14 protein-coding genes are annotated in these 11,750 nt (G+C 69.1%); 4 read left to right on the forward strand and 10 right to left on the reverse strand.

Features of this window, described 5'->3' with window-relative positions:
- Positions 1 to 17 precede the first annotated feature (17 nt).
- Positions 18 to 812 (forward strand): metallophosphoesterase family protein, encoded by a 795-nt coding sequence (locus ATK30_RS22790; protein WP_101437335.1) that lies wholly within the window; start codon positions 18 to 20, stop codon positions 810 to 812.
- On the opposite strand, the gene ATK30_RS22795 is transcribed toward ATK30_RS22790, so the two are convergent.
- The 4 genes from ATK30_RS22795 to ATK30_RS22810 all read right to left on the reverse strand — a co-directional run bounded on the left by ATK30_RS22795 (position 809) and on the right by ATK30_RS22810 (position 3,429).
- Positions 809 to 1,369 (reverse strand): dihydrofolate reductase family protein, encoded by a 561-nt coding sequence (locus tag ATK30_RS22795; protein ID WP_101437336.1) that lies wholly within the window; start codon positions 1,367 to 1,369, stop codon positions 809 to 811. The two genes, ATK30_RS22790 and ATK30_RS22795, sit on opposite strands and share 4 nt — an antisense overlap.
- 126 nt (positions 1,370 to 1,495) lie before the next feature.
- The gene (locus tag ATK30_RS22800) at positions 1,496 to 1,867 is read right to left on the reverse strand and encodes a YccF domain-containing protein (protein WP_101437337.1); all 372 of its coding nucleotides are present in this window, start codon (positions 1,865 to 1,867) and stop codon (positions 1,496 to 1,498) included.
- Positions 1,867 to 2,613, reverse strand: a complete 747-nt coding sequence (locus tag ATK30_RS22805; protein ID WP_101437338.1) for a PhzF family phenazine biosynthesis protein — start codon at positions 2,611 to 2,613, stop codon at positions 1,867 to 1,869. The genes ATK30_RS22800 and ATK30_RS22805 overlap by 1 nt, the downstream gene beginning before the upstream one ends.
- A gap of 57 nt (positions 2,614 to 2,670) precedes the next feature.
- Positions 2,671 to 3,429, reverse strand: a complete 759-nt coding sequence (locus ATK30_RS22810) for an ESX secretion-associated protein EspG (protein ID WP_101437339.1) — start codon at positions 3,427 to 3,429, stop codon at positions 2,671 to 2,673.
- 142 nt (positions 3,430 to 3,571) lie between these two features.
- Here ATK30_RS22810 and ATK30_RS22815 point away from each other — a divergent pair, with 142 nt between their 5' ends.
- A complete protein-coding gene (locus ATK30_RS22815) occupies positions 3,572 to 5,230 on the forward strand; it encodes an AMP-binding protein (RefSeq protein WP_101437340.1) in 1,659 nt (552 codons plus the stop codon).
- 43 nt (positions 5,231 to 5,273) lie between these two features.
- On the opposite strand, the gene ATK30_RS22820 is transcribed toward ATK30_RS22815, so the two are convergent.
- Both ATK30_RS22820 and ATK30_RS22825 read right to left on the reverse strand, forming a co-directional pair.
- Entirely contained in the window at positions 5,274 to 6,245 is a 972-nt protein-coding gene (locus ATK30_RS22820) for a R2-like ligand-binding oxidase (protein WP_101437341.1), read from the reverse strand.
- Complete coding sequence (locus ATK30_RS22825; protein WP_101437342.1) at positions 6,242 to 6,853, reverse strand: TetR/AcrR family transcriptional regulator; 612 nt, start codon at positions 6,851 to 6,853, stop codon at positions 6,242 to 6,244. The genes ATK30_RS22820 and ATK30_RS22825 overlap by 4 nt, the downstream gene beginning before the upstream one ends.
- Before the next feature lie 108 nt (positions 6,854 to 6,961).
- On the opposite strand from ATK30_RS22825, the gene ATK30_RS22830 reads away from it, so the two are divergent.
- Positions 6,962 to 7,582, forward strand: a complete 621-nt coding sequence (locus ATK30_RS22830; RefSeq protein WP_101441005.1) for an HAD family hydrolase — start codon at positions 6,962 to 6,964, stop codon at positions 7,580 to 7,582.
- 18 nt (positions 7,583 to 7,600) lie between these two features.
- Here the strand turns inward: ATK30_RS22830 and ATK30_RS22835 are convergent, their stop codons facing one another.
- Entirely contained in the window at positions 7,601 to 7,828 is a 228-nt protein-coding gene (locus tag ATK30_RS22835) for a hypothetical protein (RefSeq protein ID WP_101437343.1), read from the reverse strand.
- 131 nt (positions 7,829 to 7,959) lie between these two features.
- Here ATK30_RS22835 and ATK30_RS22840 point away from each other — a divergent pair, with 131 nt between their 5' ends.
- On the forward strand, positions 7,960 to 8,346 hold the full coding sequence (locus ATK30_RS22840) for a cold-shock protein (RefSeq protein ID WP_101437344.1): 387 nt from the start codon (positions 7,960 to 7,962) through the stop codon (positions 8,344 to 8,346).
- Positions 8,347 to 8,422: 76 nt separating this feature from the next.
- Here the strand turns inward: ATK30_RS22840 and ATK30_RS22845 are convergent, their stop codons facing one another.
- The 3 genes from ATK30_RS22845 to ATK30_RS22855 are packed head-to-tail and all read right to left on the reverse strand — an operon-like array spanning position 8,423 to position 11,721.
- Complete coding sequence (locus tag ATK30_RS22845; protein WP_208637399.1) at positions 8,423 to 8,899, reverse strand: DUF2771 family protein; 477 nt, start codon at positions 8,897 to 8,899, stop codon at positions 8,423 to 8,425.
- Positions 8,900 to 8,908: 9 nt separating this feature from the next.
- Entirely contained in the window at positions 8,909 to 10,906 is a 1,998-nt protein-coding gene (locus ATK30_RS22850; RefSeq protein ID WP_101437345.1) for an MFS transporter, read from the reverse strand.
- Between the two features lie 38 nt (positions 10,907 to 10,944).
- Positions 10,945 to 11,721 (reverse strand): glutaminyl-peptide cyclotransferase, encoded by a 777-nt coding sequence (locus ATK30_RS22855; protein WP_101437346.1) that lies wholly within the window; start codon positions 11,719 to 11,721, stop codon positions 10,945 to 10,947.
- Between the last annotated feature and the right edge of the window lie 29 nt (positions 11,722 to 11,750).

Consider the following 11,750-nt stretch of genomic DNA (forward strand, 5'->3'; position numbering starts at 1 on the left):
GGGCATATCGTCGAACAATGAGCGTCTATGTGGTGGGCGACGTCCACGGGCACCGGGACGCCCTGGTTGACGCGCTGCGCGCCGAGGGCCTGGTCGACAGCGACGGCAACTGGGCCGGCGCCGAAGACCGATTGTGGTTCCTCGGCGACTTCACCGACCGCGGCCCGGACGGCGTCGGGGTGATCGACCTCGTGCGCGGGCTGCAGGCGCAGGCGGCCGAGGCGGGCGGGTCGGTGCAGATGCTGCTCGGCAACCACGAGATCCTGCTGCTGGGGATGTACCACTTCGGCGACCGCCCGGTGCCGTCCGACTTCGGGCCGCGCAGTTTCGCGCGCAGCTGGGAGATCAACGGCGGCCTGCTGTCGGACCAGGACCGGCTCACCCCCGAGCACATCGAATGGCTCACCGCTCGCCCGCTGGTCGCGGTCGACGAGGACCACCTGCTGCTGCACTCGGACACCCTCGAGTACCTCGACTGGGGCGAGGACATCGACTCGATCAACGCCACCGCGCACGACATTCTGTCCGGCAGCAACATCGAGGACTGGTGGGACGTGTGGCGGCGGATGACCACCCGCTACGCCTTCCGCGGCCCGGACGGCGAGGAGAACGCCGATCGGCTGCTGGACGCGTTGGGCGGTTCGCGGATCGTGCACGGGCACAGCGTCATCGCCGACCAGCTGGGCATCCACCCGACGCAGATCGAGGGCCCGTACCTCTACGCCGGCGGGAAAGCGTTGGGCATCGACGGCGGGCTGTTCGTCGGCGGGCCGTGCCTCGTGGTGAAGCTGCCTTTCGAGCCGGAGGATTAGCCGGCCGGGGCGTACCGCAGCTCGAGGATTCCAGACGGGAAGGCAGTGCTCTTCACCAGGCGCAGCCGCCGCGCTTCGTCCAGTTCGGGGAACAGCGCCGCGCCCTTGCCGGTGACGGCGGGGAGCACCCAGAGGCGGTACTCGTCGACCACGCCGAGCTTGATCAGCGAGTGCAGGAACGCGGTGCCGCCCGCGGCGACGAGGTCCTTGCCGGGCTCGGCCTTGAGCTTGGCGATCTCCTCCGCGAGGTCGCCGCTGGCGATCCGGGTCTCGGCCCACTCGGCGGTCGTGAGCGTTCTGGAGAACACGACCTTGGGAATCGCGTTCATCGCCTTGGCCGAGGGGTGGTCCGAGGTGGGCCAGAAGCCCGCCATGGCCTCGTACGTGGTGCGGCCCATGAGGAAGGCCCCGGCGTCCCACAGCTGGTCGACGAAGTATTTCTCCTGCTCGGGGTCGTCGATGGACATCATGACGTCCCGGATGCCGTTGTCGGCGTCGGCGCTCTTGCCGTCGAGGGAGACGTAGAAACCGAGGATCAGCTTTCGCGTGGTTGTCATGCGCTTAGGCTGCTGCCGATCGTTTGAGTTGTCAAGACAAAATTATTTTTCGGTCGGACGTGGTGACCTGCCACGAGGTGCACCGGGCAGCCGGTGCACCTCGTGCGAATCAAGCGAAGGCGGACCTCACGCTTCGACGATCTCCTTGCCCAGCGGCATCAGCGAGATCGGGATCATCTTGAAGTTGGCCAGTCCCAGTGGGATGCCGATGATCGTGAGGCACTGCAGGGCACCGGTGATCAGGTGGCCGATGCTGAGCCACAGTCCGGCGACCAGGAACCAGATCACGTTGCCGACGAACGAGCCGGCCCCGGCGTCGCGCCGGTCGATCACCGTCCGGCCGAAGGGCCACAGCGCGTAGTTCGCGATCCGGAACGACGCGATGCCGAACGGGATCGTGACGATCAGGACGCAGCAGACCACTCCGGCCAGCAGGTAGCCCAGCGCCATCCAGAAACCGGCGAGGACCAGCCAGATCACGTTGAGGATCAAGCGCATCAGACGTGCAACTCCCCGCTCACTACGGTGACGGCCTGGCCGCGCAGCAGCACGCGGTCGTCGCGGACTTCGGTGCGTACGGTTCCGCCTCGGGCGGAGATCTGCTGCCCGACGAGCGCGGATTTGCCCAGTTCCCGCGCCCAGTAGGGAGCCAGCGAGCAGTGCGCGGACCCGGTGACCGGATCCTCGTCGACGCCCACGCCAGGCCCGAAGAACCGGCTGACGAAGTCGTCGCCCTCCGCGGTGATGATGAGCCGTCCGGTCCAGGTGGCGCGGAGGGCGTCGAGGTCCGGCTCGGCGTTCCGGACCGCTTCGACGCTGTCGAGCACCGCGAAGAGGTTCTCGCGAGCCCGGCCGGTGAACTTCACGGGTGCCTTGAGGAGGTGGGAGAGGTCTTCACCGGTCTCGACGGGCGGGTCGGCCGGGAAGTCCATCTCGATCCAGCCGTCGGCCTTCGTGCAGGTCAGCTGGCCGCTGAGGGTGTCGTAAACCTGGTGTCCGCCAAGGACGTGCGTGGCCGCGATGGTGGCGTGCCCGCAGAGCGAGACCTCGTCGGTCGGGGTGAACCAGCGGAGCGATTTCGCGCCTTCGCCGGTGTTGACGACGAAAGCGGTCTCGGAGTGCTTCATCTCCGCCGCGACCTGCTGCATCCACGTCGCGTCCGCGGGTTGGTCGAGCACGACGACGCCGGCCGGGTTGCCGGCGAAGGCCTGGTCGGTGAAGGCGTCGACTAGGTGGAATCGCATGAGACCGATCCTGCCTTGCCGCGCGCGGCCGAGGCATCGGGGATTAGCCCTGAATTCTCAGCGCACGCCCTCTTCGATGGTCTCCAGCAGCCACTTCCGCAGGTGCGCGCCCGTCGAAGGCGTGAAGTGCAGCCGGAATCCGCCGTCGGGCAACGGCTCCGAGAACGTCAGGTACCGGCCGCCGTCGGTGTCCACGAACGTCGCCGTCGAGACCGGGCGGAGCGTGCCTTGCCCTGGCCGCAGCGAAAGTTCGACGGTTCCGTGCCTGTGCAGCGGCCACTGCGAGTACCCCGCCAGCGCGTCGCGGTCCCGGCGCGAGGGCGCCGGAGCCTCGCCGTTGCGTTTCGCCGGCGGGGCTTGGGTGATCGCCACCGGGGAGACGGGCATCGCGGGATAAGGCGGGAACATGCTCAGCAGCAGATCGACCAGCCGTTCCGGCCGGACCTGGCGGAAGCGAAGCCCGTCGTCGACCTGTTCCGAGAACACGCCGAGGCCCTCGCCGATGCACGCGCGGTACAGCACGGTCCCGGACGGCAGTTCGGCCGCGCGCACGATGATCAGCACGTCGGGCCTGGTCCAGGCGCGCAGGGTCGCTTCGACGTCCCGGTCGAGTTTCTCCGCGTCGGCGAGGCCGCGGCCGCGCAGCGCGTTCCACGCCTCGTCGGCCAGCCGGTTGTGCTCGGTCATCGTCGCGCCGGCGCTGCGGATCTCGAACGGATGCCACGACGCGGGCAGTCCGGTGCGCCGCACCGCCACGTCGGTCTCGGTCCAGCCCAGGGAGAATTCCTCCGGCAACGTCCCCGTCCCCTCGTGCACGAAACAACCCGCACCGAGGGTAGCGGAACGTGCACGACGATCAGCCGCTCGTGCGAGCGCACCCCACAAGGAGGGTGGCGGAAAGGTCCGAAATCGAGCTTAGACTCGGGCTCGTCGAAGAAGACCGCCACGGGAGGCACCCATGCCTGACGCGCCCGCACTGCCCAGTTACGCCTCCGGGACCTCCAGCGTCCCCCTGCTCGGCGACACGATCGGGGACAATTTCGACCGCACGGTGGCCGCGTTCGGCGACCGGGACGCGCTCGTCGACCGCGAGGCAGGCGCCCGCTGGACCTATCGCGAACTCGCCGCCGAGGTCGACACCCTCGCGCACGGGCTGCTGGCGTCGGGCATCGGCAAGGGCGACCGCGTCGGCATCTGGTCGCCGAACCGGGCGGAATGGACGTTCCTGCAGTACGCGACGGCGAAAATCGGCGCGATCCTGGTCAACATCAACCCGGCCTACCGTTCGCACGAGCTGCAGTACGTGCTCAAGCAGGCCGGCATCCGGATGCTCGTGGCCGCGGACAAGTTCAAAACCTCCGACTACGCCGCGATGATCGAGGAGGTCCGGCCGAACTGTCCCGGACTGGAAGCGGTCGTGCTGCTCGGCACCTCCTCGTGGACCGAGCTGATGGAGTCCGGCCGCGGCGGCGACCCGGAGCGGCTCGCGAAGCAGCAGGCCGGGCTGTCCGCGGACGATCCGATCAACATCCAGTACACCTCGGGCACCACCGGCTTCCCCAAGGGTGCGACGCTCAGCCACCACAACATCCTCAACAACGGCTATTTCGTCGGCGAGCTGTGCAATTACACCGAGGAGGACCGGGTCTGCATCCCGGTGCCCTTCTACCACTGCTTCGGCATGGTGATGGGCAACCTCGCGTGCACCAGCCACGGTGCGTGCATGGTCATCCCGGCCCCGGCGTTCGACCCGAAGGCCACGCTCGCCGCGGTCGCCGCCGAACGCTGCACGTCGCTGTACGGCGTGCCGACGATGTTCATCGCCGAGCTCAACCACCCGGAGTTCGTGACGTTCGACCTCGGCTCGCTGCGCACCGGCATCATGGCCGGGTCGCCATGCCCGGTCGAGGTGATGAAGCAGGTCATCGACCGGATGGGGATGACCGAGGTGTCCATTTGCTACGGGATGACCGAGACTTCGCCGGTGTCCACGCAGACCCGCGCCGACGATTCGGTCGAACGCCGGGTGTCCACCGTCGGCCGGGTCGGCCCGCATCTGGAGTCCAAAGTGGTCGATCCGGAAACCGGGCTGACCGTGCCGCGCGGAACTCCGGGCGAACTGTGCACGCGCGGCTATTCGGTGATGCTCGGTTATTGGGAGGAACCGGAAAAGACCGCCGAGGCGATCGACGCCGCGCGCTGGATGCACACCGGCGACCTCGCGATCATGGACGACGAGGGCTATCTCAACATCACCGGCCGGATCAAGGACATGGTGATCCGCGGCGGCGAGAACATCTACCCGCGCGAGATCGAGGAATTCCTCTACACGCATCCGGACGTGCTGGACGCCCAGGTGATCGGCGTGCCGGACGTGAAGTACGGCGAGGAACTGATGGCCTGGATCCGGATGCGCGAGGGCGCGGAACCGCTGACGACGGAGGCGGTGCGCGAGTTCTGCCAGGGGAAGCTGGCGCATTACAAGATTCCGCGTTACGTCCACGTGGTCGAGGAATTCCCGATGACGGTGACCGGGAAGGTGCGGAAGGTCGAGATGCGCGAGCAGTCGGTGACGTTGCTGGGATTGGAGCAGGCGGCCGCGCAGAAGCACGCGTGAGGGAGTTCGGCGGCCGTCCGATGTGGACGGCCGCCGGGCCCGGTCAGGCGGAAGCGGCCGCGGCGGCTTCGGCGAGTGCCTTTTCGTCCTCCTCGCCGAACGTTTCCTCGAGCTGTTCAGGCGAGTAGTCGAGGTCGATCTGCTCGACCGGCGTGCCCCGCGCGGATTCGATCGCACCGAGGCGGCGCTGGGCGCGGTCGGCGGCGTATTGGACCAATTCCTCGGGGTCGTTGTCGAACGGGACTTCCTCGAATTGGTCCTGCACCCACTGGATCATGCCGAGCGCGTGCGGCAGCAGTTCGCCCATGCGTTGCTGGACGGCGTCCCACATCGCGTCGTCCGCGGCGACGTGCCTGCGGCAGGTGAACGTGCCCCACGCCATGTGGCGGCGTTCGTCGTCGCCGATGCGGCGCACCAATTCCTGCATTCCCGGCAGGATCTGGTTCTGCGTGCAGATCAGCTGCCACGAGTAATACCCGGTGAGCGCGAGGCTGCCTTCGATCACGTGGTTGTACGTCACGCTGGCGCGGATCTGGTTGAGCGGACTGGGATCGTCCTCCAGCGCGCGCAGCGACTGCGGCAGTTCCTCGTAGAAAAGCTTGCGGTAGTGCGGGTTTTCCGCGACGTAGGAGTGCAGGTCGTCGTCCAGCCCGACGGCGTCCATCCAGCGCCGGAAGACCTCGACGTGCTTGGCTTCCTCGAAACAGAACTGCGTCAGGTACATCTCGTCGCCGAACCGGCCGGTGGCCGACATCGCGCGCATGAACGGCTGGATGTCCTCGGTCACCGCTTCCTCGCCCGCGATGAACTGCGCCACGAGGTAGGTGGTCGAGCGTTGCTGTTCCGGCGTCAGGCTTTCCCAGCCTTCGCGTTCCTTGCCGAAATCGAGGTCCGCCGGGTTCCAGAACTTCTTGTTGCCCTTGACGAACAGCCGCAACGGGAACGAGTCCCAGTTCAGCCCGCCCTTGCGCAGGGACGAGAATCCGCTGCGCAGCTCCGGAAGCGTCTCGGTCATGACTGGCCCTCTCGTTTCACTCCATTGTGGACGAATTGGTCGATGGCGGGGGCGAGCACCGCGAGGATCGAATCCGCGGCCTCGGACGCGGAATGCGTCGGCAGCACCAGGTGGCTGAGCGACAGCCGGACCACCGTTTCGGCGAGCAACGCGGCGGACTCGGGCGTGAGCCGTGGTTCGAGCGCGAGGTACTGTCCCGCCGCGAGATCGGCCGCCGCGGTGAGGATCGGCTCGCCGCGCGAGGTCAGCAGCGGGAGCAGGTCCTCGCCGGCCTCGGTGCCGAGCGCCGCCGCGATCAGCCGGTTCTCCCTGGCGTGTTCGATGGTGTAGACGACCGCGCCGCGGATGCCCGTGAGCAAACTCTCGGCGTCCTCGAACCGGCAGCGGATGCCGTCGAGGAATTCCGCCGCGACGCGCAGTGCGACGGCCTGCGTGAGCGCCGCCTTGCTGCCGAACTCGTTGTAGACCGTCTGCCTGCTGACCCCGGCTTTCGCGGCTACGTCAGCCATCCGGAGGCCCTGATGGCCGCGGTCGGGGAGCAGGTCCGCGGCCGCGTCCAGCAGCGTCTCGCGCAGCGTTGCTTTGGTCCGCTCGGTGAAGCTGGTCACACCGTCAGCTTGACACAGGATGAATCTGTGTCAAGAACCTTTACCGGGATGGCGCACGTGTACAGCAGCCGGGCGGAACTGTCGGTGCGGACGGCTACCGTGTGGGACGTGGGCATCACGGTGGGGTTCGACCTCGACATGACATTGATCGACCCGCGGCCGGGCATGGTCGCGGCGATGAACGCGCTGGGCGAGAAGTCCGGGCTGCCGTTCGACGGGGAGGCGTTCGCCTCGAACCTCGGGCCGCCGCTTGATCAGGCGCTGCGCGAGTTCGGCGCGCCGGAGGACCGGATTCCCGAGCTGATCTGGCAGTTCCGCGAGCTGTACCCGGAGCTGGTCGTGCCGAGCACGGTCGCGCTGCCCGGCGCGGCCGAGGCGCTGCGCGCGGTCCGGGCGGCAGGCGGGCGCACGCTCGTGGTCACCGGCAAGTACGCGCCCAACGCGCAGCTGCACCTCGACGCGCTGGGGCTGCGGGTCGACGCACTGGTGGGCGAGCTGTGGTCCACGCAGAAGGCCGCGGCCCTGCTCGAACACGAGGCGCGGGCATACGTCGGCGACCACCTGGGCGACGTCCGGGGCGCGCGAGCGGCCAACGCGGTGTCCGTGGCCGTGGCGACCGGGCCGTGCAGCCGCGAGGAGCTGGCCGAAGAGGGCGCGGACGTCGTCTTCGACTCGCTGGTCGATTTCCCCGAGTGGTTTGCCCGGACGTTCGTCGAGACTGTGGTCTGACTCGGCGGTAACCGCTGGTCAGCCGTGCTTTCCGGCGCGCGCTTCCTGGATCAGGGCGATCAGCCCGAGCAGCAGTCCGAGCGGGGTGATCACGCCGGCGGCCGCGCTGAGCCACACCGGGAGGTTCTCGAATCCGGCGGCGAACAGCACGAACACCGTCGCCACCGCGAGCATGCCGATGGCGAACAGGCCGATGCCGAGCCGCATGAGGATCGGTTTGCCGGTCTGCTTCGCTGCCTTCTCCATGGGGGTGAGAGTAACGGGACTATCCGCTTCTCCCCAGCGGCTGTGGCGAGATACGCTTGTCTGACGCGCGCCTCGAGTTCGCTCGGGGCGCGTTCGTCGTGACCTGCACAGCAGAAGGACTGGTGAGGGAAGTGCCGACCGGCAAGGTCAAGTGGTACGACGCGGAGAAGGGGTTCGGCTTCGTCACGCAAGACGGCGGTGCGGACGTCTACATCCGCAAGGCCGCGCTGCCCCACGGCGTGGAGGGCCTGAAAGCCGGGCAGCGGCTCGAGTTCGGCGTGGCCGACGGCAGGCGCGGACCGCAGGCGCTCTCCGTCCGGCTGCTGGACCCGCCGCCGTCGGTCGCCGAGGCGCGCCGTCGTCCCGCGGAGGAGCTGCACGGCCTCATCGAGGACATGATCAAGCTGCTGGAGCTGAAGGTCCAGCCGGATCTGCGGCGCAACCGGTACCCGGATCGCAAGAACACCAAGCAGATCGCCGAGATCATGCGCGCGGTCGCGCGTGACCTCGACCCGTGATCGCGCACGCCTGAAGAACAGGGAAGGGCTCCGTGCGGAATCTCCCGCGCGGAGCCCTTCCCCGTTGTGCGAAGAATCAAGCAGGCTGTACCTGCAGCGACCACAGCGCCGTCGTGACCGCCTCCGCGTCGTTCGGGTCGCCGGTCCGGCTGATCACCGACGCCTGCGCGATCTCGACCACCACGATCTGGTCGTCCTTCGCGGGCGGGGTCGCGGTGTAGGCGTAGCGGTCGCGGGAGGTGATGATGTCCTCCTTGAGCGGCTGGGGCTGGCCCTTGCCGTTCACGTACTGCACGGTGACCTTCCACGGCGTCTCGGCGATTTCCTTCGGCACCGAGATCTGCACCGACCGGCCCGGCCGCACCTTGAGCTTGCCGGTCGCGCCGGGGTTGGCCGCGCAGACGCCGGATTTGATGTCGCAGTTGCCGATCGGGGCGACGTTGACCGTGTGCCCGTCGGCGTAGAAAGTCACCTCGGCCGGACCCGGCGCGGAACAGCCGGCCACCGCGAAACCACCGGCCGCGAGCACGGCCACCACCCGGGAACGTCGCATGGCCCGAGATTACCGGCGGCCTCGCGCGGGCCCGGGAGCGGGGAAGCTGCCGGTCGGCTCCGGGCGCAAGGGGCGGTTGCCGCCGAGCCCGGGCAGGAGCGAACCGCCGCGCTGCACCAGGAATGTCTGGGCCAGGCCGAGCGCCAGCAGGAGCGTCACGACCAGGAAGCCGATCCAGTACGTCGGCGGCAGGAGCAGCCCGACCGCGCCGCCCATGCACCACGACAGCTGCAGCACCGTCTCCGAACGCCCGAACGCCGAGGCGCGCGACTGCTCCGGCAGGTCCTCCTGGATCACCGCGTCGAGGCTGATCTTCGCCAGCGCACTGGCCGTCGCGCCGATCAGGCCGACGATCGCCGCCGTGGCGAGGCCGGGCAGCAGCGTCGCGACCAACGTCGTCACGACACACGCCGCCACGCAGCCCACGATCACCTGGTCCGCCGAACCGAAGTGCAGCCGCGAACCCAGGGCGTTGCCGATGAACCCGCCGACGCCGGCCGCCGCGCCGATGATGCCCAGCAACAGCAGTTGCACGAACGGGCTGTGTCCGGCGTGCTCGGTCTGCGCTTTCACCGCGAAGGCGGCGAACATCATCAGGAACCCGGTCAGGACGCGCACGGAACCGTTGCCCCACAAGGCAACGACGATGTGCCGGCCCATCGGCTGGCGTCGCCGTTTCTGCTTCGGCTCCGGCCGTGCGGACAGCGACGTCGGGACCTCGCCCTCGGTCACCTCGACCCAGGACGGGATCCGCATCGACTGCACGGCCGCGGCCACGCAGATCACGGCGGTGAACCACAACGCGCCGGAGGAGTTGCTGAGGCTGCTCACACCGCTGGCCAGCGCACCGAACACGCCGCCCGCGACCAGGCCGAACACGGTGATCCGCGCGTTGGTCTTCGACAGCGTGATCTCCGGCGGCACCACGCGCGGCGTGACCGCCGCCTTCAGCACGGTGAACGACTTCGACAGCACCATCATCCCGAGCGCCGCCGGGTACAGCAGCCAGTCGTCGAAGTGCAGCGCCATCACCACGGCCATCAGGCCCTGCCCGATCGACGACACGCACATCGCGAGCCGGCGGCCGCGCTGGATCCGGTCCAGTGCCGGGCCGATCACCGGGGCGACGAGCGCGAACGGCGCGATCGTGATCAGCAGGTACAGCGCGACCTTGCCCTTGCTCTCGCCGCTGGTCGCGGCGAAGAACAGCGTGTTGGCCAGCGCGACCGCCATCGCCGCGTCGCTGGCGTAGTTCAGCATCACCGCGTACATCAGCGAGGTGAGGCCGGACTTGTCCGCGCCGTCCGCCTTGGTGGCGCGCTGGAACGCGCCAATCGCCTGTCCGCTCAGCTGACGGCTGCGCAGCGCGGCGACCCGCGTGACAGTGAGCTTCTTCGGGAGCTTGGGGATCGACCCGGCACCGGGCGCGGCGGTGGTGCGCAGCTCGTCGTCCTGCTCCGGGACGACGCGTGGCTCGCCCGCGTAACCGCCGGTGTCGTAGTGCTCGTAACCGGCGGTGCCGGGACGGTCGTCGTACGGCCGCGGGTGGACGGGCTCAGTGCGGTGCTCGCGCGGCGGGTACGGCCGGGCGCCCCGCGGAGGCGGCGGACGGTGTCCCATCGGGGCGGCGCCGGTGGGCGCCTCCTCGGCGTTCGGCGGGAACGGCGGCACGTCGTCGTAGAACGGGCTGCGTCCGGGATGCGCACGAGGCGGCTCACGACGCGGATCGACGTGCTCGGTCCTCGGTTCGGCCGGGCGGCCGCGCGGCGGTTCGGCCGGGATGTGCTCCGGACGGGCCCTCGGCGGCTCCGGCGCGTACTCCGGCGGATTCTGGCGAAGGCGCTGGTCAGCGGCGTGATCGACCCGGGTCGGCGGGGGCTCGCGCCACGGGCGGGCCTGTGCCGCGCCGGGCTCGGGCGTCCAGCGGCGTTTCTTCCGGCCGCGGCCTTTGCCCGACTGCCCGCCGAGGGGGCTGTCGGAACCGAAGCGCGAGCTGAAGAGGGCCACGGTTCAATCCTGCCTCATCGAGGTCCCGCGCCGCCCGCTCACGTGCCGGTTCGCTGATTTTCCGGGACGAACTTCACGCGGAACGACGACGGCCACAGCTTCCCGGTGAGCAGGAATTCGTCCGTGCCGGGGATGGCGGCGATGCCGTTCAGCACGTCCTCGCCGGGCCGGGCCGGGGTGCGGAGCTTGCTGGCGTCGATCTTCGCGGTGATCCGTCCGGTGTTGGCGTCGATGCGCAGGATGGTGCCGGTCTGCCAGACGTTCGCGTAGACGGTGTCGCCGACGCACTCCAGTTCGTTCAGCTGGTCTTGGCCGACCTCGACGGAACCGGTGACCGCAAACGTTTGCGGATCACGGAAGGTGAGTGTCGACGACCCGTTGCTCATCACCAGCCGCCCGTTGGGCTGGTGACAGAGCCCCCATCCCTCGCCGTCGTATCGCACGCGCCGCAGCTCGGCGAGCGTCTGCGAGTCGCGCTCGATCGCGATTCCGTCGCGCCAGGTCAGCTGCCACAGCTTCGGCCCGAGCACCGTGATGCCCTCGGCGAACAGCGGCGACGGCAGCGTCACCTCCTTGGTCGGCGCGCCACCGGCGGGGCCCGCGGTGAGCGCGGACTGGCCTTCGAGCCCGCGACTCTCGTACAGCGTCGTGCCGGAGTACTCGAGCCCTTCGGTGAAGGCCGTCGAGTCGTGCGGCAGCGTTCCGAGCACCTGAACGGTGAGCTGTTCGGGCTGGACGGGCGGAGGCGGTTGGGTGCCCGCGCACCCGCCGAGCACCGCGGCGGCTACCAGGGGCCAGACGATCCGGGTTCGCACGAGGAACAGCCTGGCACGGGCGGCGCGGA

This window comes from Amycolatopsis echigonensis (assembly GCF_002846615.1).
In the GTDB taxonomy this organism is placed as follows: domain Bacteria; phylum Actinomycetota; class Actinomycetes; order Mycobacteriales; family Pseudonocardiaceae; genus Amycolatopsis; species Amycolatopsis echigonensis.

Coding starts and splice junctions, on each gene's coding strand:
- ATK30_RS22805 (WP_101437338.1), bottom strand. CDS start 2,613: ATGCGATTCCACCTAGTCGACGCCTTCACCGACCAGGCCTTCGCCGGC.
- ATK30_RS22845 (WP_208637399.1), bottom strand. CDS start 8,899: ATGCGACGTTCCCGGGTGGTGGCCGTGCTCGCGGCCGGTGGTTTCGCG.
- ATK30_RS22820 (WP_101437341.1), bottom strand. CDS start 6,245: ATGACCGAGACGCTTCCGGAGCTGCGCAGCGGATTCTCGTCCCTGCGC.
- ATK30_RS22800 (WP_101437337.1), bottom strand. CDS start 1,867: ATGCGCTTGATCCTCAACGTGATCTGGCTGGTCCTCGCCGGTTTCTGG.
- ATK30_RS22815 (WP_101437340.1), top strand. CDS start 3,572: ATGCCTGACGCGCCCGCACTGCCCAGTTACGCCTCCGGGACCTCCAGC.
- ATK30_RS22835 (WP_101437343.1), bottom strand. CDS start 7,828: ATGGAGAAGGCAGCGAAGCAGACCGGCAAACCGATCCTCATGCGGCTC.
- ATK30_RS22795 (WP_101437336.1), bottom strand. CDS start 1,369: ATGACAACCACGCGAAAGCTGATCCTCGGTTTCTACGTCTCCCTCGAC.
- ATK30_RS22790 (WP_101437335.1), top strand. CDS start 18: ATGAGCGTCTATGTGGTGGGCGACGTCCACGGGCACCGGGACGCCCTG.